At 69.1% G+C, this 23408-nt stretch carries 18 protein-coding genes; 10 read left to right on the top strand and 8 right to left on the bottom strand.

Annotated elements, in window-relative coordinates:
- Positions 1 to 161 precede the first annotated feature (161 nt).
- Positions 162 to 1094, bottom strand: coding sequence for a sucrase ferredoxin (locus CJ179_RS11025; RefSeq protein WP_095861515.1), 933 nt, complete (start codon positions 1092 to 1094; stop codon positions 162 to 164).
- Positions 1095 to 1155: 61 nt separating this feature from the next.
- Between CJ179_RS11025 and CJ179_RS11020 the strand changes: the two genes are divergently transcribed.
- The 3 genes from CJ179_RS11020 to CJ179_RS11010 all read left to right on the top strand — a co-directional run bounded on the left by CJ179_RS11020 (position 1156) and on the right by CJ179_RS11010 (position 3536).
- Positions 1156 to 2124 carry an ABC transporter substrate-binding protein gene (locus CJ179_RS11020; protein WP_095861514.1) on the top strand — a complete coding sequence of 323 codons (969 nt, stop codon included), beginning with the start codon at positions 1156 to 1158 and terminating at the stop codon, positions 2122 to 2124.
- A 72-nt stretch (positions 2125 to 2196) separates the two neighbouring features.
- Entirely contained in the window at positions 2197 to 3015 is an 819-nt protein-coding gene (locus CJ179_RS11015; protein ID WP_072945185.1) for a DUF2786 domain-containing protein, read from the top strand.
- A complete protein-coding gene (locus tag CJ179_RS11010; protein ID WP_072945182.1) occupies positions 3012 to 3536 on the top strand; it encodes a TIGR04338 family metallohydrolase in 525 nt (174 codons plus the stop codon). The genes CJ179_RS11015 and CJ179_RS11010 overlap by 4 nt, the downstream gene beginning before the upstream one ends.
- Here CJ179_RS11010 and CJ179_RS11005 read toward each other — a convergent pair.
- Positions 3446 to 4306, bottom strand: a complete 861-nt coding sequence (locus tag CJ179_RS11005) for an MFS transporter (protein ID WP_257015456.1) — start codon at positions 4304 to 4306, stop codon at positions 3446 to 3448. The two genes, CJ179_RS11010 and CJ179_RS11005, sit on opposite strands and share 91 nt — an antisense overlap.
- 18 nt (positions 4307 to 4324) lie before the next feature.
- A complete protein-coding gene (locus tag CJ179_RS11000; protein ID WP_072945177.1) occupies positions 4325 to 4804 on the bottom strand; it encodes a nitroreductase family deazaflavin-dependent oxidoreductase in 480 nt (159 codons plus the stop codon).
- 108 nt (positions 4805 to 4912) lie between these two features.
- On the opposite strand from CJ179_RS11000, the gene CJ179_RS10995 reads away from it, so the two are divergent.
- Positions 4913 to 5707 (top strand): LLM class F420-dependent oxidoreductase, encoded by a 795-nt coding sequence (locus CJ179_RS10995; protein WP_095861512.1) that lies wholly within the window; start codon positions 4913 to 4915, stop codon positions 5705 to 5707.
- Between the two features lie 68 nt (positions 5708 to 5775).
- Here CJ179_RS10995 and CJ179_RS10990 read toward each other — a convergent pair whose 3' ends face one another.
- Positions 5776 to 6990, bottom strand: a complete 1215-nt coding sequence (locus CJ179_RS10990; protein WP_095861511.1) for an acetyl-CoA C-acetyltransferase — start codon at positions 6988 to 6990, stop codon at positions 5776 to 5778.
- A 254-nt stretch (positions 6991 to 7244) separates the two neighbouring features.
- On the opposite strand from CJ179_RS10990, the gene CJ179_RS10985 reads away from it, so the two are divergent.
- The 4 genes from CJ179_RS10985 to CJ179_RS10970 all read left to right on the top strand — a co-directional run bounded on the left by CJ179_RS10985 (position 7245) and on the right by CJ179_RS10970 (position 13329).
- Positions 7245 to 8711 (top strand): class I adenylate-forming enzyme family protein, encoded by a 1467-nt coding sequence (locus tag CJ179_RS10985; RefSeq protein WP_095861692.1) that lies wholly within the window; start codon positions 7245 to 7247, stop codon positions 8709 to 8711.
- A 66-nt stretch (positions 8712 to 8777) separates the two neighbouring features.
- Complete coding sequence (locus tag CJ179_RS10980) at positions 8778 to 10589, top strand: DUF3556 domain-containing protein (RefSeq protein ID WP_095861510.1); 1812 nt, start codon at positions 8778 to 8780, stop codon at positions 10587 to 10589.
- A complete protein-coding gene (locus tag CJ179_RS10975; RefSeq protein ID WP_095861509.1) occupies positions 10586 to 12019 on the top strand; it encodes an NAD(P)/FAD-dependent oxidoreductase in 1434 nt (477 codons plus the stop codon). Before CJ179_RS10980 ends, CJ179_RS10975 begins: the two co-directional genes overlap by 4 nt.
- Positions 12016 to 13329 (top strand): PucR family transcriptional regulator, encoded by a 1314-nt coding sequence (locus CJ179_RS10970; RefSeq protein WP_373560135.1) that lies wholly within the window; start codon positions 12016 to 12018, stop codon positions 13327 to 13329. The genes CJ179_RS10975 and CJ179_RS10970 overlap by 4 nt, the downstream gene beginning before the upstream one ends.
- Positions 13330 to 13389: 60 nt before the next feature.
- Here the strand turns inward: CJ179_RS10970 and CJ179_RS10965 are convergent, their stop codons facing one another.
- The 3 genes from CJ179_RS10965 to CJ179_RS10955 are packed head-to-tail and all read right to left on the bottom strand — an operon-like array spanning position 13390 to position 17261.
- Positions 13390 to 15081: an acyl-CoA dehydrogenase family protein gene (locus CJ179_RS10965; RefSeq protein ID WP_095861508.1), complete on the bottom strand. Its 1692-nt coding sequence runs from the start codon at positions 15079 to 15081 to the stop codon at positions 13390 to 13392.
- Between the two features lie 18 nt (positions 15082 to 15099).
- On the bottom strand, positions 15100 to 16605 hold the full coding sequence (locus CJ179_RS10960; protein ID WP_095861507.1) for a class I adenylate-forming enzyme family protein: 1506 nt from the start codon (positions 16603 to 16605) through the stop codon (positions 15100 to 15102).
- A gap of 20 nt (positions 16606 to 16625) precedes the next feature.
- Complete coding sequence (locus CJ179_RS10955; RefSeq protein ID WP_095861506.1) at positions 16626 to 17261, bottom strand: TetR/AcrR family transcriptional regulator C-terminal domain-containing protein; 636 nt, start codon at positions 17259 to 17261, stop codon at positions 16626 to 16628.
- Between the two features lie 135 nt (positions 17262 to 17396).
- Between CJ179_RS10955 and CJ179_RS10950 the strand changes: the two genes are divergently transcribed.
- Both CJ179_RS10950 and CJ179_RS10945 read left to right on the top strand, forming a co-directional pair.
- On the top strand, positions 17397 to 19208 hold the full coding sequence (locus CJ179_RS10950) for an ABC transporter substrate-binding protein/permease (RefSeq protein WP_095861505.1): 1812 nt from the start codon (positions 17397 to 17399) through the stop codon (positions 19206 to 19208).
- A gap of 4 nt (positions 19209 to 19212) precedes the next feature.
- On the top strand, positions 19213 to 19938 hold the full coding sequence (locus CJ179_RS10945) for an amino acid ABC transporter ATP-binding protein (RefSeq protein ID WP_072945155.1): 726 nt from the start codon (positions 19213 to 19215) through the stop codon (positions 19936 to 19938).
- A gap of 68 nt (positions 19939 to 20006) precedes the next feature.
- Here CJ179_RS10945 and CJ179_RS10940 read toward each other — a convergent pair whose 3' ends face one another.
- The gene (locus tag CJ179_RS10940) at positions 20007 to 23399 is read right to left on the bottom strand and encodes an NAD-glutamate dehydrogenase domain-containing protein (protein WP_095861504.1); all 3393 of its coding nucleotides are present in this window, start codon (positions 23397 to 23399) and stop codon (positions 20007 to 20009) included.
- Positions 23400 to 23408: the final 9 nt, after the last annotated feature.

The raw sequence follows: 23408 nt of genomic DNA, 5'->3' as shown, positions 1-23408 counted from the left end.
CTGTGGGTTGGTCCGGTACGAATTCCCCTCGGTCCGAATCATGTTGGTCGGATTCATGTACAGGTTTCTCCACAGCTGGGGATGAACGCCGCAATGAAACGGGGGCGTGAATACCGTGTGAACACAGGGCGCTTCGCGCCCCGTGCGCCTTTTTGGTTGTCCTAGCTACCAGAAAGGCGCACGGGCGGAGCCGCCTCGAACCGGTCCGGGCTGTCCACGACACCGGCGCTGCAGGCGGTCAGGCGGGGTTCGGCGCGGGTCGTGCGGACCCGGACCCGGTCGGTGCCGCCGGGGTGCCTGACCAGGACGTCGGTGTCGCCGTCCTGGCGTGGGACCGCCGACAGCGGGATCACGTCGTCGAGTCCGAGCAGCGACCGCTCCGCCCGGACGGTGTGCTCGGCGAACTGCAGCACCGGGTCGTCGGTGCACCGGCCGCGGTAGTGTTCGAGCACCAGCCGCCCGCGATCGTGCTCGGCGACAATATGTTCCGCGGCCTCGCCCGTGACCCTCCCGTAATAGATGCCGGACGGCAGGCACACCATGGTCGCGGCGAACCGGTCGCCGCCGACGTGCGTCGACTCCCAGACCCGGCCGCCGCGATGGCCGAGGCCGGTGACCACGGGGCGTCCGAACGACGCGCAGCAGGCGTCCTTCTTGCCGTGGGTGCAGACCAGGAACAGTGATTCGGTGGCGTCGAGACGATCCCCGAGCCCGGGTGGCGCGTCGACGGTGAGGTCCAGGTCGAGCAGTTCCCGGTACTCGCGCACCAGCAGTCGTTCCGCCCAGCCGTCGGCGCGGCCCGGCCGGGCGAGATAGACGTGCCGTCCGGCGGCGAGGTCGCGGCGCTGCCGGGTGCGGATCAGCGCCGGACGCACCCCTGCGTCGGCGCACCGGGCGGCGAGTGCGTCGCCGAGGACCGGGTCGAGGCGGCTCTGCCGCAGTCGGTCGCGGCCCCACGGTCCGGGCTGCTCGATCAGCAGCCATCCGCTCACCCGGGGTGCGGTGCCGCACAACGGCTCCTGCAGTGACTGGGAGAGCGCCGCGCAGGCCGGTGGCGTCCACCCCTCGGGCGGCGTCGTCGTCTGCACACTCACACACGGACTGTATAAGGTTAGGTTCGCCTATCTTCCACCCCCTTCGAGATCGAGGTCCAGGATGCGTTCAGCCACGTGCTCCCCGAATGTCACCGACGTCCAATGGCAGGAAATCGTCGACGCCCTGACGCGACGACAGTTCGGTGCCGGGCTGGGAGCAGCAGCGCTGGCCGCGTTCACCGCCGCGTGCGCGGGACCCGACGCGGCGTCGGACGGCGACAGCGGCGGCCGGCGGACGGTCACCCACGCGATGGGAACGACGACGGTGAGCAACCGGCCCAGTCGCATCGTCGCCCTCGACAGCCTGCCCATCGACACCGTGGTCACGCTCGGGAAGATCCCGGTCGGCGCGGCTCAGGCCGGTTCCGCCGACGCGCTGCCCGCCTACCTCGGCGGCGGACTGGACAGCACCACCGTCGTCGGGTCGATCGCCGAACCGAACCTCGAGGCGATCGCCGCGCTGCAGCCCGACCTCATCCTCAGCAGCAAGCAGCGGCACGGTGACCTGTACGACGCGCTGTCGACGATCGCACCCACCGTCTTCTCCGTGTCGCCCGCCGTCGACTGGCAGGGGACGCTGCGGCTGTTCGCGGAGGCCATGGGCGAAACGCAGGCCGCCGAACAGAAACTGTCGGAGTTCCACGCCCGCGCCGCCGCGCTGAGCGAAACCACCCGGGGCCGCACCGCACACGTCATCCGCGTGATGGACGACGGACTGCGCCTCCACGGTCCCGGCACGTTCTCGGGTTCGGTGCTGACCGCCGCCGGCTACACCATCACCGGGCAGCCGTGGGACGCGAAAAACGACATGTCCGAGATCTCGCTCGAGAACGTCGCCCGGATCGACTCCGACATCGCGTTCGTCGCCAACACGGGCGCACCCGGTGACCTGGGCATCGACCCCGTCCTCGTCGGGCAGATGGGGCCGTCACGACGCGACGGCGTCCGCCAGACCGACTACCGGGTGTGGATCACCGGCATCGGTCTCACCGGCGCAAACCTGATCCGCGACGACCTCGAGCGGCTGTAGGCGGCTTCGCCGCCCGTGCGCGGTCAAGGAGTGTCAGGACTCGTCAACCACGCACGGGCGTAGCCTGCCCTGGTGAGTTCCGACAAGATGCTGACCCGCATCGGTGGGCTCCTCCGGCAGGCGGAATCCACCGACAACCCGCACGAGGGCGAGGCCTTCATGGCGGCGGCTCAGCGGCTCGCCACCGCCTCCTCGATCGACCTCGCGGTGGCGCGCGCCCACGCGGCAGGCCGGGAGAAGCGGGCGACTCCCACGCAACGGCTGATCACGATCGGTGAACCCGGCAAGAAGGGTCTGCGGACGTACGCGCAGCTGTTCCTGGCGATCGCCGCCGCCAACGACGTGCAGTGCGACATCGCCCAGACTTCGGCCGTCATCTACGCGTACGGGTTCGCCGGCGACATCGACATCTGCGAGGCCCTGTACGCGAGTCTGCTGATCCAGATGGTCCGCGCGTCCGACGCCTACATCAAGTCCGGCGAGTACCGCGACGAGACGACGGTCCGGACGCAGGTCGAGACGCGCGGACGCCGCCGGGTCGCAACCCGGGTGCGACGCCCCGTCGCCGGCGTCACCGCCCGGTTGAACTTCCAGCTCGCCTACGCCGCGCGGGTCGGGCAGCGCCTCGCCGACGCCAAGAAGGATGCCGAGGAGCAGGCGGTGTCGGTGCCGGAGTCGTCGGCGGAGACGGCGCTGGTCCTGCGCGACAAGCAGCTCGAGCTGAAGGACTACTACTCGGAGAACTCGCAGGCCCGCGGCACGTGGCGCGGCGGCCGGGCGTCCGCCGGACATTCGTCGAGTGCACAGCGGGCGGGGGATCGCGCCGCCCGGACCGCACGGTTGAGCAATTCTCCCGAACTGTCTGTCGCACGCAGACAGATCCCGTCGTGAAGCGACCCCGCGACACTCAGCGCACCGCCGTCTACGACGCCGAAGCGTTGGTGCGCATCATGTTCGACCGCGCCGACGAACGCGGCCTGCGGGTCGTCGACGTCCTGGGTTCGCAGGTGACGCTGCCGGTGGAACGCAAGTTCGCGTCCATCGATTCGGTGCAGGACTACGTCGACCGCGTGCTCGCACTGAACTGGGTGCGATCCACGTGGACGCGGGCGGCCACCCCGATCCACGTCCGGGCAAGGTCGGGTAACAAGGCCGCGCACTACGAAAGCGATTGCGCGACAATCGCCGTACCCGAGCACCGGAACGGCAACGCCTGGGCGTTCCGCGAACTGGTGGTGCTGCACGAGATCGCCCACCACCTCGACCCGTCCGATCCCGAATACCCGACGGTCGCGCCGCACGGACCGGAATACGTGGACCGCTACCTCACCCTGGTCGGGGAAATCATCGGCCCCGAGGCGGCGTTCGTCCTGCGGACCATGCTCCTCGCCGGCGGGGTGCGGCTGAACTGACGCCCGGACGGCCGGGCGAACGTACCTTTCGGCGCATCCGAGGCGACGGACGGCACATTCGCCCACTCAGGGGTGCCGCGGGGCCCGAGTTGCGCGGCCGAATTCGCACCGCCGGCAAGGCTTTCGCGTGCCCATTCCGCCAGCTCACCGGGAACGTCCGGGGCGATGGCCAGCTGGGTGCGGTACACGAGCGCGCCGAGACTGCCCACGACGACGAGCCCGATGGCGTACCCGAACTCGGCACTCGTCTCGGATATCGCGGCCGCCGAGCCGACTTTCGCGCTGGGCACCGAACCGACGACGATCCCGGTGCCGAGTATCGGAGCCCCACCGAAACTCACGATCGCCGCGAGCGCCGCCGGCAGCATCGCGAACCCCGCCTGCAGCGGTGTGAGACCGGCGACGAGTTGCAGGAACTGGGCGGTGAAGAACACCAGCGATTCAATGACGAACAACAGGGCCATCGCCGGCACGCCGAGGAGGAACACCGAGCCCCACCAGAAGTGCTCGAGCATGAATCCGCCGACGACGGGTCCGGCGGCGCCGCCCATGAACCCGATCATCCACAGTCCGATCGCCACCGACCGCTGTCTGGCGTCGCGGAACATCGTGCTGATCAGGCCGAGTGTCGACGGCGCCAGCGTCGCCCCGGCGATGCCGAGCAGGGCGCGTGCGGCGATGAGCATCTCCGGACTCGTGGAGAAGGCGGCGACCACCGACGCGGCGGCGAACCCGGCACCGCCGAGGAGCATCAGGGTGCGGCGTCCGATCCGGTACCCGAGCCTGGGTCAGACGAGGGGACGCAGCCTGACGAAACGGATCTCGCGGCCCGCCGCCCGGAAGTCGGACGCGCTGCCGTCGACGTCGAAGCCCATGCCCCGGGCGATCCGCATCCCGAGTTTCGGATGCTCCGCCGCGTAGTGCGCCATGAAGTCCGCACCGGTCTCGGGATCGAGGAATTCGGCTGTCACGGACAGTCGCCGGCGGCCCACCTGGGCCGTCGCGTTCGGCTGCGCCCGCAGGTTCCGGTACCAATCGGACTTGGGACCGAACCCGGCGGCCAGCACGTACCCGTCGCCGACGGCGTCGTGGTTGACCACCTCGAGCACGACCTGCCTGCGGGCGCCGGTCTTGCGCCCGACGTGTTCGAGGAGCAGAAACCGGCCGCCGAGCAGGAACCCGAGGTGGCAGCGGTAGAGGTAGATCGGCGCGCGGAAGAACGCCCGCCGGAAGCCGGTGGGCGGGTCGGGCCGCTGGGTGACCTTCACACGCCCAGTCTTCCACGGCGACCGTCCGCTCGGCGGTTCGTTGTGCGCCCGGCCGTCGCGCGAGCAGTATGGATCGAGAAGGCCCACCGTCTACTCCGAGGAGCCAGAATGACTCGTCCAGTTCGCATCGGCGTCCAACTTCAGCCGCAACACGCGCCCGACTACGGGATGATCCGCGACGCGGTGCTGCGGGCCGAGGACGCCGGCGTCGACATCGTCTTCAACTGGGATCACTTCTACCCGCTGTACGGCGACCCCGCAGGCGCCCACTTCGAATGCTGGACGATGCTCGGGGCGTTCGCCGAACAGACGGAACGGGTGGAGATCGGCGCGCTCGTCACGTGCGCCGGCTACCGCAACCCGGACCTCCTCGCCGACATGGCCCGCACCGTCGACCACATCAGCGGCGGACGCCTGATCCTGGGCATCGGCTCCGGTTGGTTCGAGCGCGACTACGACGAGTACGGCTACGAATTCGGCACCGCCGGGTCGCGCCTCGACCTGCTGGCCGAGTACCTCCCGCGGATCACCGCCCGGTTCGCCAAGCTGGAACCCGCGCCCACCCGGCACATTCCGATTCTCATCGGCGGCGGCGGCGAGAAGAAGACGTTGCCGCTGGTCGGCAAATACGGCGACATCTGGCACAGCTTCAGCGACATGGACACGTACCAACGTAAGTCGGGGATCCTGGCCGGGTACGCACACGATGCGGGACGCAGCCCGGAAAGCATCCAGCACTCGACGTCGTGGCCGGGTGTCGACGACGCGGCGGCCCATGTCGACGCCGGTGTCACGCTCTTCACCGTGGGTGTGGGCGGTCCCGACTACGACCTGAGCACCCTGAAGGAGGCCATCGCCTGGCGCGACGAGAACACCCCGCCGCCGCTGTCGGGCCTGGCCTAGGCGCTTCGCGCCCGTGCGCCTTTCTGGTTGTTCTGGCTACCAAAAAGGCTCACGGGCGGCGGAGCCGCCTACAGCCGCTCGAGGACCATGGCCATGCCCTGACCGCCTCCGACGCACATGGTTTCGAGGCCGAACTGCTTGTCGTGGGTGGTCAGGTTGTTGAGCAGGGTGGCGGTGATGCGGGCACCGGTCATGCCGAACGGGTGACCGAGGGCGATCGCGCCGCCGGAGACGTTGAGCTTGTCCTCGTCGATGTTCAGCTCCCGCGCCGACCCGATCACCTGCACCGCGAACGCCTCGTTGATCTCGACGAGGTCGATGTCGGAGATGCCCAGCCCCGCGATCGCGAGGGCGCGCTTGGACGCCTCGATCGGGCCGAGTCCCATGATCTCCGGCGACAGCCCGGACACCCCGGTGGACACGATCCGGGCCAGCGGGGTCAGGCCGAGTTCCTTGGCCTTGGTGTCGGACATGATCACCAGGGCGGCGGCGCCGTCGTTGAGCGGGCACGCGTTGCCGGCTGTGACGGTGCCGTCCGGGCGGAACACCGGCTTGAGCTGGGAGACGGCCTCGTAGGTGGTGCCGGCGCGGGGACCGTCGTCGGCGCTGACGACGGTGCCGTCGGGGAGGGTGACCGGGGTGATCTCCCGTGCGAAGAAGCCGTTCTTGATGGCCTCCTCGGCGCGGTTCTGGGAGCGCACCGCCCAGCGGTCCTGCTCCTCGCGGGTGATGCCGGTGACCTGGGCGACGTTCTCCGCGGTCTGGCCCATCGCGATGTAGGTGTCCGGGACCAGGCCCTCCTCGCGGGGGTCGACCCACTGCTGGCCGCCCTGGGCCAGCTTCTCGGTGCGGGTCTGCGCGTCGGCGTACAGCGGGTTCTGGGTGTCGGGCAGCGAATCGGAGTTGCCCTTGACGAATCGGGAGACGGTCTCGACGCCGGCGGAGATGAACACGTCGCCTTCACCGGCCTTGATGGCGTGCAGCGCCATGCGGGTGGTCTGCAGCGACGACGAACAGTAGCGGGTGATGGTGGTGCCGGGGATGAAGTCGTAGCCGAGCTGGACGGCGACGTTGCGGCCCATGTTGAAGCCCTGCTCGCCGCCGGGCAGACCGCAACCGAGGATGAGGTCGTTGACGTCGGTCGGGTCGAGTGCGGGCACCTTGTCGAGGGCCGCCTGCACCATCTGCGCGGCGAGGTCGTCGGGGCGCATGCCGACCAGCGACCCCTTCATGGCACGACCGATCGGGGAACGGGCGATGGAAACGATGACGGCCTCGGGCATGGGTAACTCCTACCGATTGACGTGGTGGACGGCGGTCGGTGCGGACCTGCAGCCCCTCAGTTCTAAGCATCTGCTTATTTTCTAAGCATTTGCATATATTGACCACGGCCGCGGCGCGGTGTCAACCCCCGGGCCCCTGCGGTTGTGCTCAACCGACAACGCGGCGTCCGAACTCGAGCCCCCGAGACCGTTTCCCACCCCCAAACCCGCCGATAGTGTCGTACATCACACCACCACCGAAGGGGATCGAAATCGTGTCGCACATCGGCTATTTCGCTTGGGACCGCGCCGCACAGCGCGCTGATGCGCCGTGCCTGCGCGACGACCGCCTCGACCTGACCTACCGGCAGTTCGCGGAGCGGGTCGACGCGTTCGCCGCGCAGTTGTCCGGGCACGGCGTCGGTCGCGGTGACGTCGTCGCGATCATGCTGCCCAACCGCGCCGAACTGCTCGTCGCCCTCATGGCGTCCTGGCGGATCGGGGCGGCCGCGACCCCGGTCAATCCCACCTTCACCGCGACGGAGGCGGAATATCAGATCGCGGACGCCGCCGCAGTTCTCGTCGTCAACGAGGGACCGGACGCACCCACCGGCGGACGGCCGACGATCGCCGTCGACGACATGGCGGCCAGCCCCGACCCCGACTGGGCGCTGGGCCCGACCGCCGGCGCCGGCGACCTCGCGCTGCTGATCTACACGTCCGGTTCGACGGGACGCCCCAAGGGTGTGATGCTCACCCACGAGAATCTGCAGTTCATGAGCTCGTCGATGGTTCAGCACTTCTCGCTGACCGCCGACGACCATTGTCTGCTGATCCTGCCGCTGTTCCACGTCAACGCGATCTGCGTCAGCTTCCTTGCTCCGATGCTGGCCGGCGGTCAGCTGAGCGTCACCGGACGGTTCTCTCCGGCCCGGTTCTTCGACGACGTCGCCCGACTGCGCCCGACGTACTTCTCCGCCGTCCCGACCATCTACGCCCTGCTGGTTTCCCAGGACGCCGACACCGACCTCTCGTCGCTGCGGTTCGCGGTGTGCGGGGCCGCCCCGATCTCGAAGGAACTCCTCGACCGCGCCGAGCAGCGTTTCGGTCTCGTCATCGTCGAGGGCTACGGGCTGACCGAGGGGACGTGCGCGTCGGCGTGCAACCCGCCGGGCGGCGTCCGCAAGCTGGGCACGGTCGGGCCCGCGCTGCCGGGTCAGACCATCGCGATCGTCGACGAGTCCGGCGCACCGGCACCGATGGGGACCGTCGGTGAGGTGGTGATCCGGGGCGCGAACGTGATGCGCGGCTACCTCGGACGGCCCGACGAAACCGAACGCACCGTCGTCGACGGCTGGCTGCACACCGGCGACGTCGGACGCCTCGACGAGGACGGCTACCTCACCCTCGTCGACCGCATCAAGGACATGATCATCCGCGGCGGCGAGAACATCTACCCCAAGGAGATCGAGAACGCCCTCGCAACCCACGACGACGTCCTCGAGGCCGCCGTGATCGGCGCCCCGCACGACGTGTACGGCGAGGTCCCGGTCGCCTACGTCGTCGCCTACCCCGACAGCCCGGTCACCGACGATCAGCTCGACGACCATCTGCGCGACCGGCTGACGAAAGTCAAACTGCCCGTGGCCATTCACATCGTGGACGCCTTGCCCCGCAACCCCGTCGGCAAGATCGACAAGCCCGGTCTGCGCAGCCGCCACCGGCCCGCCGCCGTCAACTGATCCAGCACCACCCCAGACCTCGGGCGCCACCCGAGGCGATGACCCCTACCCGCAAGGAGCCTCCCCATGGGATTCAAGACCGGGAACTTCCCCGAAGTCGACCCCGCCACCTTCCTCGACCTCCCGTTCCGCGACCGTCTGCGCGCCATGTCGACGCATTGGGTCGACTACGGCTTCGGGACCCCGAAGATGGTGCACACCATCTACATTCTGAAATTGCTCGTCCTCTACCTCGGCGCCGGACTGTCGATCGCGACGTTCACCTCCGGGTACAACGTGCTCGACGTCGGCGCGTGGTGGAACGCACCCATCGTGTACCAGAAGCTGATCCTGTGGACCCTGCTGGTCGAGACGATCGGCCTGGGCGGTTCCTGGGGTCCGCTCGCCGGCCACTTCAAGCCGATGATGGGTGGCGCCCTGTTCTGGCTGCGGCCCGGCACCATCCGGCTCCCACCGTGGCCGGGGAAGGTACCGCTGACCTCCGGGGACACGCGCACCGTGTTCGACGTCCTGATCTACGCCGCGATTCTGATCAACATCATGCTCGCGCTCGGGTTCGCCGGCGTGCACACCCCGTCCATCGACGCGGTACTGCCCGGCAACCACGGCCTGGTGAACCCCACACTCCTGTTGCCGCTGATCGCATTGCTGATCGTGATCGGGCTGCGGGACAAGGTCATCTTCATCGCCGCCCGCGGCGAGCAGTACTTCCCGGCCGTCGTCTTCTTCGGCGTCCTGCCGTTCGTGGACATGATCATCGCCCTCAAGCTGCTCATCGTGTCGGTGTGGGTCGGCGCCGGGATCTCCAAACTCGGACACCACTTCTCGATGGTCGTCCCGCCGATGCTGTCCAACACCCCGTGGATGCCGTTCAAGAAGATCAAGCGCGCCCACTACCGCAGTTTCCCCGAGGACCTGCGACCGTCGATCGTCGCCGGTGGTGTCGCACACGTGCTCGGCACGGTCGTAGAGGTGGTGACCCCGCTGGTGCTGCTGTTCTCCACCAACCGCACGCTGACGCTGCTCGCGGTCGCGTTGATGGTGGCATTCCACCTGTTCATCCTGTCCACGTTCCCGCTCGCGGTGCCGCTCGAATGGAATCTGCTGTTCGCCTACGCGTCGATCTTCCTGTTCGTCGGATTCCCCGCCTGGGACGGGTACGGCATCGCCGACATGTCGTCGGTGTGGCTGACCGCGGCGATCGTCGCCGCGCTGGTGTTCTTCCCGATCCTCGGCAACCTGCGCCCCGACCTCGTCTCGTTCCTGCCGTCGATGCGCCAGTACGCCGGCAACTGGGCGTCGGCCACCTGGGCGTTCGCGCCGGGCGCCGAGGAGAAGCTCGACCGATTCGTGAAGCGGCCCAGCCAGAACACCCGCACCCAGTTGCTCGCCACCTACCCGCCGGAGGTCGCGGACGTGGTGATGCACCAACTGCTCGGCTGGCGGTCGATGCACAGCCAGGGCCGCGCGTTGTACTCGCTGCTGATGAACCACCTCGGCGACGACATCGACACGTACTCGCTGCGGGAGGCCGAGTTCAGCTGTAACTCACTCGTGGCGTTCAACTTCGGAGACGGCCACCTGCACAACGAGTTCCTGATCGCCGCACTCCAGCGGCGCTGCAACTTCGCGCCCGGCGAATTCGTGATCGCCTGGATCGAATCGCAGCCCATCCACAAGGGCATCCAAGAGTACAAGGTGATCGACGCGGCGCTCGGAGTCATCGAACGAGGCACCTACAAGGTGTCCGACGCGATCAACGAGCAGCCGTGGCTGCCGAACGGGCCCATTCCGTTCGACGTGCAGTGGAGACTGGGGGGAGACGTCGAGGAGCGGGAGAGCGAGTTGACGAAGTCGAACGTGGCGGTGCGGCCGTGACGACCGCGGTCGTGGTCGGTAGCGGGCCCAACGGGCTCGCCGCCGCGGTCCACCTCGCCCGGCACGGCGTCGACGTCCAGGTCCTCGAGGCCGCCGACACCATCGGTGGCGGCACCCGCTCCGGCGAACTCACCGTGCCCGGACTGCTGCACGACGAATGCTCCGCGTTCCACCCGATGGGCGCCGGGTCGCCGTACCTGCAGACCCTCGACCTCGAACGATTCGGGCTGACCTGGAAATGGCCGGACATCGACTGCGCGCACCCCCTCGACACCGGCGACGCCGGGCTGCTGCACCGCTCCGTCGAGAACACCGCCGCCGGCCTGGGCGACGACGGAACACGCTGGCAGCGGATGTTCGGCGGACTCGCCGACGGCTTCGACGACCTCGCCGCCGACCTCATGCGCCCGATCGCGAACATCCCCCGGCACCCGATCAAGCTCGCGAGCTTCGGCCCCCGCGCCCTGTTGCCGGCCACCGTCACGGCCCGCTGGTGGCGCACCGAGAAGGCCCGCGCACTGTTCGGCGGCGTCGCCGCGCACGCGTACTACCGCCTCGACCGGCCCGCAACGTCCGCGGTCGGGTTGATGATCGTCGCCGCCGGGCACCGCTACGGCTGGCCGGTCGCCGAGGGCGGGTCACAGTCGATCACCGCCGCGCTCGCCGCGATGCTCACCGACTGGGGCGGCAAGATCACCACCGGCACCCGGGTCCGCAGCGCGCGGGACATTCCCCCGGCGGACGTCGTCCTCCTCGACCTCGCGCCGTCCGCCGCCGCCGACATCCTCGGCGACCGGCTGCCGCCGCGGGTCGCCAAGGCCTACCGCCGGTACCGGCACGGACCGGCCGCGTTCAAGGTCGACTTCGCCGTCGACGGCGGGGTGCCGTGGACCGACCCCGCCTGCGGTCGCGCCGGAACCGTGCACCTCGGTGGAACTTTCGCGGAGATCGCCGACGCCGAACGCGACGTCGCGACGGGCCGGATGCCGCGGCGGCCGTTCGTCCTCGTCGGACAGCAGTATGTCGCCGACCCCGGCCGGTCGAACGGGAACCTGCACCCGCTGTACGCGTACGCCCATGTCCCGCACGGGTACACCGGGGACGCGACCGAGGCGGTGATCACGCAGATCGAACGGTTCGCCCCCGGTTTCCGGGACCGCGTCGTCGCCACCGTCAGCAGTGGACCCGTGCAGTTGGCCGAGTCGAACGCGAACTACGTCGGCGGCGACATCATCGGCGGCGCCAACACCGAAACCCAGGTGGTGCTGCGCCCCCGGATCGCCCTCGACCCGTACAGCACCGGGATCCCGGGCACCTACCTGTGCTCGGCATCCGCACCGCCCGGCGCCGGCGCGCACGGCATGTGCGGGTACAACGCCGCCCAGTCCGCGCTGCGCCATCTACGCCGCGCCGGAGGGGACGTGCTGTGAGCAGTCCCGCCCCCGGCGACCGCCGCGCCGGTGCCCGTCGCCGGATGGCGCGGGTGCCGGCGATGGCGGAGACCGAGGTCCTCGACATCGTGGCCGGCATCGCACGGAAACTCGATGCGCGGCAGGCGGAGATCACCCGCGCGATGAGCGCGCTGCTCGCGCACGAGATCGACCAACTCGACGAGGACCCGCAGCTCGTCGAACTGCTCGAGGCCAGTGTGCACGGCAACGTCTCGACGATCGTCCACGTCCTGGCCAACGACATTCCCGTCGACCATCTCCAGCCCACCACCGCCGCCGTGGAGTACGCGCTGCGGTTGGCGCAACGGGACGTGTCGTCGAACTCGCTGGTGCGCGCGTATCACATGGGCCAGGACGATCTGATGAAGATCTGCTACGACGAGGTCAGCGCCCTCGACCTGCCCGGACCGCTGACTCTCGCAGTGCTCAAACATATCTCGGAGGTCGTGTACAGCTACATCGACTGGATCACGCTGTACGTGTTCGACGCCTACGAGCAGGAACGGCGGCGGTGGCTGGGTGCCCGCGGCAACGTGCACTCGTCGACCATCCACACCCTCCTCACCGGGACCGGGAACGACGGGTCCGCGTTCGAGGCCGAGACGCAGTACCGGCTCGACCAGACGCACGTCGCGATGATCCTGTGGTCCACCGGAGCCGACACCGAGGCGAGCCTCAACGCGCTCGACCACTACGTGCGCGACCTCGCCCGTCACCTCACCACCGACTCCGCGCCCATCGTCACCGCCATCGACCGCCGAACCCTCTGGGCCTGGCTCCCTTTCGGTCGCCGCAAGCCCGCTCTCGACACCACCGAACTCGCCGCCGCCCTGCCGTCGAAGCCGGGTATCCGGACCGCGATCGGCCTGCCCGCACCCGGGATCGCCGGATTCCGGCGGTCGCACGAACAGGCGCGGGCCGCCTACTCCGTCGCCACCGTGCCCCACACCCAGGTCCGGCCGATCGTCGGTTTCGGCGACCGCGGCGTCGCCGTCGTGTCCCTCCTCGCCGAGAACCTGGACTCCACCCGGGCGTGGGTGTGGGAGGTCCTCGGCCCGCTCGCGGAGAACACCGACCAGGCCGCGACCTTGCGGGCCACGCTGAGCACCTACTTCGCGACCGGCGAGAGCCACCTCCACACCGCGCAGCAGATGAACCTGCACCGCAACACCGTCAAATACCGCATCACCAAGGCACTCGGCGACCCGGCCACCGGCACGCACAGCAAGTTGGATCTCGCACTCGCCCTGCAGGTGTGCGAGTTCCTGGGCCCGACGGTCCTGCGGTAGGCGGCTTCGCCGCCTGTGAGTGGGAAAGGAGTCTCTGGACTCGTTAACCACGCACGGGCGCTACGCGCGACGGAGGATCGCCTGCAGGTCGGCGGCCGGGGAGAGGGTGCCGTATTCGTGGCTGCGGTCGGGGCCGAGGCGGGCGTCGACGAACGCGTCCGCGACGGCGCCAGGTGAGAACCGGGTGAGCAGCGACGCCTGCAGGGCGAGGGCCATCGATTCGACGACGGTGCGGGCACGACGTTGGGCGTCGGCGGGGTCGAGTCCGGCGAGGTCGCCGAGTTGTGTACGGACCCGGTCGAGGTGCGCGTCCAGCACGGTGTTGGCGCCGCGGGCCAGGTTCACCTCGGCGTCGAACGCGGCGACGCTGTCGGGTTCGCGGGTCATCGCGCGCAGGACGTCGAGGGCGATGACGTTCCCCGACCCCTCCCAGACGGCCATGACGGGCTGTTCGCGGTAGCGGCGGGCGAGCGGGAAGTCTTCGGTGTACCCGTTGCCGCCCAGGCATTCCAGCGCCTCGTAGGCGTGGTGCGGGCCGCGCTTGCAGATCCAGTACTTCGCGACGGCGGTCGCGAGCCTGCGGAAGCTGCGCTCCTGCTCGCTCGCGTCCTCGTCGTGGGCGCGGGCGAGCCGCAGGGCGGTGACGGTGGCGGCCTCGGACTCGAGCGCAAGGTCGGCCAGCACCGACGTCATGGCCGGCTGGTCGGCCAGGACGGCACCGAACGCGGCACGGTGCCGGGCGTGCCACACGGCCTCGGCGACGGACTGCCGCATCCCCGACGCGCTGCCGAGCACACAGTCGAGGCGGGTGCGCGCGACCATCTCGATGATGGTGCGGACGCCGCGCCCCGGTTCGCCGACCATGACGCCGACGGTGCCGTCGAGTTCGATCTCGGACGACGCGTTGGACTTGTTGCCGAGCTTGTTCTTCAGCCGCTGGATGCGGAAGACGTTGCGGGTGCCGTCCGGGAGGATGCGCGGCAGCAGGAAACACGAGAGCCCTTCGCCGCCCGCACCTTCCGCCTGCGCGAGTACGAGGAACGCGTCGGACATCGGCGCGGAGCAGAACCACTTGTGACCGGTGAGCAGGTAGTCGGCGCCGGAACCGCCGCGTGCGGCGGGTTTCGCGAGGGTGGTGTTGGCGCGGACGTCGGAGCCGCCCTGCTTCTCCGTCATCGACATGCCGAAGATCGCGGACGCCTTGCCCGGTGCGTCGAGTTCCGGGGTGTAGCTGCGGGACAGGGCGCGTGGCTTCCAGATCGCGGCGACGTCGGGTTGCAGTTCGAGGGACGGGATGACGGCGTTGGTCATCGAGATCGGGCAGGAGTGGCCCGGCTCGATCTGCGCGAACAGCATGAATGCGGCTGCGCGAGCGACGTTCGCGCCGGGTTTCGGATCGGCCCATGCCGACGTGTGCGCGCCGTGTGCGACGGCCGCGGAGATGATCCGGTGGTAGGACGGGTGGTACTCGACCTCGTCGATCCGGTTGCCCCAGCGGTCGAACGTCTTCAGTTCGGGGATGATCGTGTTGGCGAGTTCGGCGTCGTGCTGGAACGTGGCGCTGCCGACGAGTGCACCGATGTCGGCGAGTTCCGCAGTGGCCCAGTCGGCGTCGTGGCGGCGCACGCCCTCGGACAGCACGGTGTCGAGGGTGAACTCGTTGACGTCGGTGCGGGGCACCGACTGGTTGAGCACGGTGTGCGTCCGGTGGGGTGCGGGATGGGTGACGTTCGTGTCGGAAAAGGTAGTCATGGCATTGTCTTTCGTGAGTCAGCTCGCGGTGCGGATCAGGTGTTTCTGGATCTTGCCGGTGGGGGTGCGGGGCAGCACGGTGGCGAACACGTAGTCGCGGGGAATCTTGTAGCGCGCCAGCTTGTCCGACAGATAGTCGCGAAGGTCGTCGGCTCCGACGACGTCCGGTTCACGCCACACGACGTGCGCGACGACGGTCTCGCCCCACTCCGGGTGCGGGCGCCCCACGACGGCGACGTCGACGACGTCGAGATGACCGGAGATGGCGTCCTCCACTTCCTTGGAATAGACGTTCTCGCCGCCGGTGATGATCATGTCTTTCGCGCGGTCGACGATGAAGAGGTAACCGTCGTCGTCCGTGCGGGCGAGATCGCCGGTGCGGTACCAGCCGCCGTCGGCGAACACGGCCGCGGTGGCGTCGGGGTCGTCGAGGTACCCCTGCATCACGGTGTCGGTGCGCACCCAGATCTCGCCGATCCCCCCGGCGGGCACATCGGCGCCGCCGGGGCCGGCCAGGCGCATGTCGACGCCGGCGAGCGCGACCCGGCCGATGGAGCCGGCCTTGGTCAGCTGCTCCTCCGGATACAGAACGGCCCCCACGGGACCGGTCTCGGTCATCCCGTACACCTGGTAGAAGCGGGTGGTCCGGTACGACTCGACGAGCCTGCGGGCCACGTCCGCGCCGATCGGCCCGCCGCCGTACAGCCAGGCCCGGACACTCGACAGGTCGTAGTCGGCGAAATCCGGGACCGCGTTCAGCGCCGTCGTGTAGATGATCGGCGGCCCGAAGCACAATGTGATGCGTTGCTGCTGAACCGCTTCCAGGAAATGGATGGGGTGGTATTCGCGGAGGAGCACCACGGTGCCGCCCATGTACAGCGTGGCCATCAGCCAGTTGTTCAGCGGGGACGCATGCCAGATCGGGACGGCCATCAGCAGCCGCTCGTCGCGGGTGACGGACAGGCCGAGCGCCGCCGTGGTCGCGACGCGCACCACGTTGCGGTGGCTGTGGACGCAGCCCTTGGGCGCGCCGGTGGTGCCGGACGTGTAGAGGATTTCGGCCGGGTCGTTCTCGTCGACGTCGATGCCGTCGATCGGGTCGAGGTCCGCGATCGCGTCGTCGAAGAAGGTGCACCCGTCCACCGCGGTGTCGGTGGACAGCAGCACCACCGGCGTCTGCAACCGCTCGATCACGGGCGCGAGTTCGCCGTCGAAGACGCACACCGTCACGTGCGCGTGCCGCAGGATGTAGTCGACCTCGGGCGCCTGCATCTTGTGGTTGACCGGCACCACCACCGCCCCGATGCGCCAGGCGCCGAGCATGGCGTAGACGAAGCCGGGGGTGTTGAAGCACATGAGGGCGACGCGGTCACCGCGCCCGACCCCCAGTTTCCGCAGGAGGGCGGCGGCGCGGCGGCTGCCGTCCTGCACGGAACCATACGTATGGTTCCGGCCCTGGAAGTGGAGAAACGCCTTGTCGGGCGTCTTGCGGACGTTGCTGTCGAATACGCGAACGATGTTCATCGCGCTCCTTGAAGAGGGGGTCAGTCGATGGAGGTGTTGAGGACGGTCTCGGGAATCTGCAGGTTCGCGAAGATGACGGCGACGGCCTCCTCGAGCGAATAGCCGAAGCTCTCGCCGGTGGCGGTCTTCTGGATCACCAGTCCGAAGATCGCCGACCAGAATGCCTTCGCCTCCACGTCGATGCCGGCGCGCAGTTGCCACCCGGTGCGCATCAGGGTGCGGATGAGCGCGTCCTCGCCCGAGGAGTGCAGGGTGCGGAGGGTGTCGGTGATGAGGTCGCGGAGTTCGCCGCGGCGGCCCGTCATGAGCATCGCTTCGACGAACAGTTCGACGCTGGGTGCGCCCGGTCCGAGCAGGGAGCCGACGAGTTTCTCCGTGTAGTCGCCGACGGTCTCCGCGGTGGCGGCGTCGTCCTCGGCCCGCTTGCCGGCGCGCAGCACGGCAGCGCAGGCCACCTCGACGAAGAGCCGTTCCTTGGACCCGTAGTAATAGGTCACCTGGTTGGGGTGGGCCCCGGCGGCGGCACAGATCTGGGTGATCGCGACGCCGTCGCCGTGTTCGAGGAAGAGTTCAGTTGCGGCGGTGAACAGGGCGTCGCGGGTCTGCCGACCGGACTCCCGGGTTCCGCGCGCTGCTCGGCCCGTCTGCGACGCCATGGCTGCCCTCCAAGTTGTTTGTACGACAAACAATAACTTCTCTTTGTTTGTATGACAAACAAGGAGAGTGACGGGCGTCGCCCGAGGCGTCCTCCGAGCCCGGAAAACCCGCCTGCCAGGGTTACGCTGCTCACCATGTTTTCTTCCGTCGGAGCGAAGATCCGTGTGGTGGTGGCGTTACTGCTCACCGCCCTGCTGGCGTTGACCCTGTCGTCCTGTTCCAGCGGCGGCGACACCTCGGGGTCGGCGCCGCAGGATCTGTGTTCCCCGCCGGGAGTCGGCGCGGCCACGGCCGCCCCGACCAACCTCGCCGCCTCCGGCGCCGCGGCCGAGGACCGCTACACGACGCCGTCGACCACCCCGCTCGACCAGATCGACACGTCGAAACTGAACCTCATCACCCCCGGGGTGCTCACCGTCGGCACCCTGTCCGACGCGCCGCCGAGCATCTGCGTGAACTCGGACAACCAGTTCACCGGCTACGACAACGAACTGCTGCGGGCCGTCGCCGACAAGCTGGGCCTGCGCGTCGACTTCGTAGGCACCGAGTTCGCCGGGCTTCTCGCCCAGGTGGCCGGGCGCCGCTTCGACGTCGGGTCCTCGTCCATCACCACGACCGACGAGCGCCGCAACACCGTCGGCTTCACCAACGGCTACGACTTCGGCTACTTCTCGCTCGTCGTTCCCAACGGCGGACCGATCCAGAGCTTCGACGACCTGAACGCGTCGACCCGCATCGGCGTCGTCCAGGGCACCGTCCAGGACGACTACGTCGTGAACACGCTGAAGCTGAACCCGGTCAAGTTCCCCGACTACGCCACCGCGTACGCCAACCTCAAGACCGGGCAGATCGACGCCTGGGTGGCGCCGTCGCAGCAGGCCGAGGGCGCCATCGCACCGGGCGATCCCACGTCGATCGTCGAGAACACCTTCAGCGTCAACAACTATGTGGGCTGGGCCGTCAACAAGGAGAACCAGCCGCTCGTCGACGCACTGAACTCCGGGCTCGACGCCGTCATCGCCGACGGCACCTGGGCCCAGCTGTATTCCGACTGGGTGCCCCGCGAACTGCCCGAGGGCTGGAAACCGGGCAGCAAGGCGGCGCCGGCGCCCGACCTCCCGGACTTCGCCGCGATCGCCGCCCAGAACGCGAACGACACGACCGAAACCCCGGTCGCCGAACCCAAGTCGACACTCCAGCAACTGAAGGACACGTTCTTCGACTGGGACCTCTACACCCGGGCCTTCCCCGACCTGCTGAAGACCGGTCTGCCGAACACGCTGATCCTGGCGTTGGCGTCCGGCATCGTCGGCACCGTCCTCGGCATGCTGCTCGCGATGGCCGGCATCTCCCGCACCCGCTGGCTGCGCTGGCCCGCCCGCGTCTACACGGACGTGTTCCGCGGCCTGCCCGCCGTCGTCATCATCCTCATCGTCGGACTCGGCGCCGGACCCGTCGTCAAGGGACTCACCGGCAACAACCCGTACTGGCTCGGCGCCGCCGCACTGTCGCTGCTGGCGTCCGCGTACATCGGTGAAATCTTCCGGTCCGGGATCCAGAGCGTCGAACCCGGACAGCTCGAGGCGTCCCGGGCGCTCGGCTTCAGCTATCGGAAGTCGATGACGCTCGTCGTCGTCCCGCAGGGTGTGCGGCGGGTGCTGCCCGCGCTGATGAACCAGTTCATCTCCCTGATCAAGGACTCGTCGCTGATCTACTTCCTCGGCCTGCTAGTCAGCCAGCGGGAACTGTTCGCCGTCGGCCGCGACCTCAACGCACAGACCGGCAACCTGTCACCGCTCGTCGCCGCCGGCCTGTTCTACCTGGCGCTCACCATCCCGCTGACGCACCTCGTCAACTACATCGACAACCGTCTGCGCACCGGCCGCGCCGACACGTCCGGCACGCTCGACCCGGTGGAACAGTCCATCGTCGTGGAAAGGGGATAGGGCGATGGCCGTCTCTCTCACTGGAACCAACCTGCACCTCGCGTTCGGCACCAACCAGGTGCTGCGCGGCGTCGACCTCCACGTCGACGCCGGCGACACCGTCACCGTCATCGGGCCGTCCGGCTCCGGCAAGTCCACGCTGCTGCGGGTCCTCAACCGGCTGCACGAACCCGACCAGGGCGACGTCCTCCTCGACGGCAAATCCGTGCTGCAGGACAACCCCGACAAGCTGCGGCAGCGCATCGGCATGGTGTTCCAGCACTTCAACCTGTTCCCGCACAAGACCGTCGTCGACAACATCGCCCTCGGCCCCCGCAAGCTCAAGGGCATGTCGAAGGACGAGGCGCGGTCGGTGGCGCTCGAGCAACTCGAACTCGTCGGCCTCGCCAACAAGGCCGACTCACGCCCCGGCAACCTGTCGGGCGGGCAGCAGCAGCGCGTCGCGATCGCCCGCGCCCTCGCGATGAAACCCGAGGTGATGTTCTTCGACGAGGCCACGTCGGCACTCGACCCCGAACTGGTGAAGGGCGTCCTCGCCCTGATGGCCGACCTCGCCAAGGGCGGCATGACGATGGTCGTCGTCACCCACGAAATGGGCTTCGCCCGCGAGGTGTCCGACACCGTGCTGTTCATGGACCACGGCGCCGTCGTCGAGACCGGCAAACCGGACCAGCTGTTCGACAAGCCAGAAACCGAACGGCTGCAGCAGTTCCTGTCGCAGGTGCTGTAGGCCGCTCCGCGGCCTGTGCGCCTTTTTGGTAGCTGGAACAACCAGAAAGGCGCACGGGCGCGAAGCGCCTACCGCGTCATCGCCCGGATCCGCCTGGCCGCGACGGAGATCAGCGCCAGGGTGGGTTCGGTGGCGACCTCCGACTCGATCTCGGTGAGCAGCGCCCGCGCGCGGGCGAGCCGGGCGGCGTTGTGCTGCTCCCACTGGTCGACCTTGTCGGCCGCGGCGTCGCCGGGTTCGCTGACGGACAGCGCGTCGAGGGTGATGGCGCGCAGCGAGCTGTAGAGGTCGTCGCGCAGGGCGAGACGCGCGAGGGCGTGCCACCGGTCCAGCCGCGGGAGCGCCGTGACGGCGGTCAGCGCGGTGTTGATGTGCAGGTGCGCCGACAGCGCGAAATACAGTTCCGCGACGTCCTCCGCGCGGTGCTGGGAGATCTCCGCGATGTCCACGATGTCGAGAAGGCAGTACGTGTGCAGGAGGTCCGCGACGTCGGCGGCGATCCCGGCGTCCGCACCCCGCGACGTCAGGGCCTCGGTTCGGCCCTCGACGGCGGTGATCTCGTCGCCCTGCAACCATTCCCGCACGCGGGGTCCGAGTTCGCGGACCACCGGCCGGTAGCGGGCGATGGTGGCCTCGAGCGGCAGCGGTTGCGGCCGGTGCGTGGTCAGCCACCGCGACGCCCGGTCGATCAGCCGCTGGGTCTGCACGGTCAGCGCGTTCGTCCCGGACGCCGGGGTCGTGTCGGCCGCCGCCCGGATCCGCGCGAAAGTCGCTCCGAGGTCGAAGATCTCGGTGACGGCGGTGAAGGCGTTCACCGCCTCCGCCGAGTCGGCGCCGGTCTCCTCCCGCAGCCGGAAGGCGAACGTCATCCCGGCACGGTCGACCATGTCGTTGACGACCGACGTGGTGACGATCTCCCGGCGCAGCGGATGCGCGGCGACCGTGTGCGCGTACTCGCGGCCGAGCCGCGGCGGGAAGTAGTCGTGGAGCCGGCCGGCGTAGACCTTGTTGTCGGGGAGCGTGGTGCCCGACACCTCGCTCTTGATGAACCGCTTGACCTGCGCGGTGAGCTGCGCCAGTTCCGGGCTGGTCAGGCCCTTCTGCTCGCGTTCGAGGGCATCGAACTGGGCGGACGTCGGGAGCACGTCGATCGCGCGGTCCACGTGGCCGCGCCGTTCCAGGTCGTCGACCATGCGGGAGTGGAAGCTGACGAGCGTCACCGCCTGCGCCCGGTTGAGGCTCATCATCTCGTTCTGGCTGCGGTTGTCGGCGAGGACGAGCCTGCTGACGTCGTCGGTCATGTCGGACAGCAGTTCTCGACGGTCCTGCGCGGCGAGCGTGTCGTCGGCGGTGGCGCCCGCGAGGGCGATCTTGATGTTGACCTCGTGGTCGGAGCAGTCGACACCGGCCGAGTTGTCGAGTGCGTCGGTGTTGACGCGACCGCCGTGGCGCGCGTATTCGATTCGGCCGAGTTGGGTGAGGCCGAGGTTGCCGCCCTCGCCGACCACCCGGACGCGCAGCGCGGGCGCGTCCAGCCGGACGGCGTCGTTCGACTTGTCGCCGACGTCCGCGTGACTCTCCGACGTGGCCTTGACGTACGTGCCGACGCCGCCGTTCCACAGCAGGTCCGCGGGCGCACCGAGGACGGCGCGGACGAGTTCGACGGTGGTGAGCGCCCGATCCGTGTCGATCCCCAGCGCGCGCCGCGCCTGCGGTGTGAGCCGAACCGACTTCGCCGACCGGTCGACGATCATCGCGCCCTCGCTGAGGACCGCCCTGTCGTAGTCCTTCCAACTGGACCTGCCGAGGCCGAAGAGCCGCGCCCGCTCGTCCCAGGACGTCTGCGGGTCGGGATCGGGGTCGATGAAGACGTGGCGGTGGTCGAACGCGGCGACGAGGCGGATGTGGGGGCTGAGCAGCATCCCGTTGCCGAACACGTCGCCGCTCATGTCGCCGATCCCGACGACGGTGAAGTCGTCGGTGTGGGTGTCGACGCCCATCTCACGGAAGTGCTGCACGACGCTCTCCCACGCGCCGCGGGCGGTGATGCCCATCGCCTTGTGGTCGTAGCCGACGGACCCGCCGGACGCGAAACCGTCGCCCAGCCAGTACCCGCGCGCGAGCGCGACGGCGTTGGCGACGTCCGAGAACGCCGCGGTGCCCTTGTCCGCGGCGACCACGAGGTAGGTGTCGTCGCCGTCGCGGCGGACGATGCCGTCCGGCGCGATCACGTGCCGGGTCGCGATGTCGAGGTTGTCCGTCATGTCGAGGAGGCTCGAGATGAATTCGCGGTAGCAGGAGATTCCGGCCGCCAGCATCGCCTCCCGGTCGGCGGCGGCGTCGCCGGTCGCCGCGGGCGGGTTCTTGACGACGAAGCCGCCCTTTGCCCCGGCGGGGACGATGACGGCGTTCTTGACCGCCTGCGCCTTCACGAGTCCGAGGATCTCGGTGCGGAAGTCGTCGCGCCGATCGGACCACCGGAGGCCGCCGCGGGCGACGTCGTCGAACCGCAGGTGCACGCCTTCCATCCGCGGCGAGTACACGTAGGCCTCGTATTTCGGCCGGGGCAGCGGCAATTCGTCGATCGACGAGGAGTCGAACTTGAACGCGAGGGCGCGCCCGGGCCGGGGGTCGCCGGCGTAGTAGGTCGTGCGGGTGGTGGCGCGGATCAGGGACAGCAGGGCCCGCAGGATCCGGTCGGCGTCGATTCCGGCGACGGCGTCGATCGCGGCCGAGATGCGGTCTTCGAGCGCGCTCTCCGCGGCGGCGTCCCGTTCCAGGCTGGGGTCGAGCCGGAGTGCGTGCAACTCGACGAGGAGTTGGGTGATGCCGGTGTTGCCCAGCAGGACTCGTTCGACGTTGCTGCGGCTGTACGGGAGCCCGGCCTGCCGCAGGTACGCGGCGTACGCCCGCAGGACGGTCACCTGACGCCAGCCGAGCCCGGCGTGCAGGACGAGGGCGTTGAACCCGTCCACCTCGGTCTCACCCGTCCACGCCGCGCGGAACGCGTCCGCGATCCGGCCGTCCCGGGTGGACCCGTGGCCGTCCGTGACGGCCGGCAGGTCGACGGTCAGGTCGTAGATCCAGGCGCGACTGCCGTCCGGCCGGGTCAGCGCGGCCGGACGTTCGTCGAGGGCGTTGACGCCCAGGCTGGACAGGATCGGCAGCACCTCGTTGAGCGGTGCGGGTTTCCCGACGGCGTAGATCTTGAGGTTCTCGTACGGCGCGGACGCCTCGGAGGTGGTGAACGTCAGCGCCACACTGTCGACGTCGAGACGTTCCACCGCGGCGACGTCGCGGATCGCCTGTGCAGGATCGGTTTCGGTGGCGTAGCTGATCGGCAGCGCGGACGCGTAGTGGCGCGCGACCGCGGTGCCCTGACGGTGCGGTTCCGCAAGCAGCGTGTTGCGCCACAACTCGTGGGACCAGGGTGTGTCGAGTTCCGTGCCGATGCTGTTCATGGCGATGGG

Origin of the sequence: Rhodococcus sp. ACS1, assembly GCF_002300155.1 — a bacterium.
GTDB classification, from domain to species: Bacteria; Actinomycetota; Actinomycetes; order Mycobacteriales; family Mycobacteriaceae; genus Rhodococcus_F; species Rhodococcus_F koreensis.
The sequence above is the reverse complement of the archived record's forward strand: the minus strand, read 5'-3'. Positions and strand labels throughout refer to the sequence as shown.

What these genes read in the sequence shown, in the direction of transcription:
- CJ179_RS10960 (WP_095861507.1), bottom strand. Translation starts at nt 16,605, where the DNA reads ATGAACATCGTTCGCGTATTCGACAGCAACGTCCGCAAGACGCCCGAC.
- CJ179_RS10995 (WP_095861512.1), top strand. Translation starts at nt 4,913, where the DNA reads ATGACTCGTCCAGTTCGCATCGGCGTCCAACTTCAGCCGCAACACGCG.
- CJ179_RS11020 (WP_095861514.1), top strand. Translation starts at nt 1,156, where the DNA reads ATGCGTTCAGCCACGTGCTCCCCGAATGTCACCGACGTCCAATGGCAG.
- CJ179_RS10940 (WP_095861504.1), bottom strand. Translation starts at nt 23,399, where the DNA reads ATGAACAGCATCGGCACGGAACTCGACACACCCTGGTCCCACGAGTTG.
- CJ179_RS10955 (WP_095861506.1), bottom strand. Translation starts at nt 17,261, where the DNA reads ATGGCGTCGCAGACGGGCCGAGCAGCGCGCGGAACCCGGGAGTCCGGT.
- CJ179_RS10965 (WP_095861508.1), bottom strand. Translation starts at nt 15,081, where the DNA reads ATGACTACCTTTTCCGACACGAACGTCACCCATCCCGCACCCCACCGG.
- CJ179_RS10950 (WP_095861505.1), top strand. Translation starts at nt 17,397, where the DNA reads ATGTTTTCTTCCGTCGGAGCGAAGATCCGTGTGGTGGTGGCGTTACTG.
- CJ179_RS10990 (WP_095861511.1), bottom strand. Translation starts at nt 6,990, where the DNA reads ATGCCCGAGGCCGTCATCGTTTCCATCGCCCGTTCCCCGATCGGTCGT.
- CJ179_RS10980 (WP_095861510.1), top strand. Translation starts at nt 8,778, where the DNA reads ATGGGATTCAAGACCGGGAACTTCCCCGAAGTCGACCCCGCCACCTTC.
- CJ179_RS10945 (WP_072945155.1), top strand. Translation starts at nt 19,213, where the DNA reads ATGGCCGTCTCTCTCACTGGAACCAACCTGCACCTCGCGTTCGGCACC.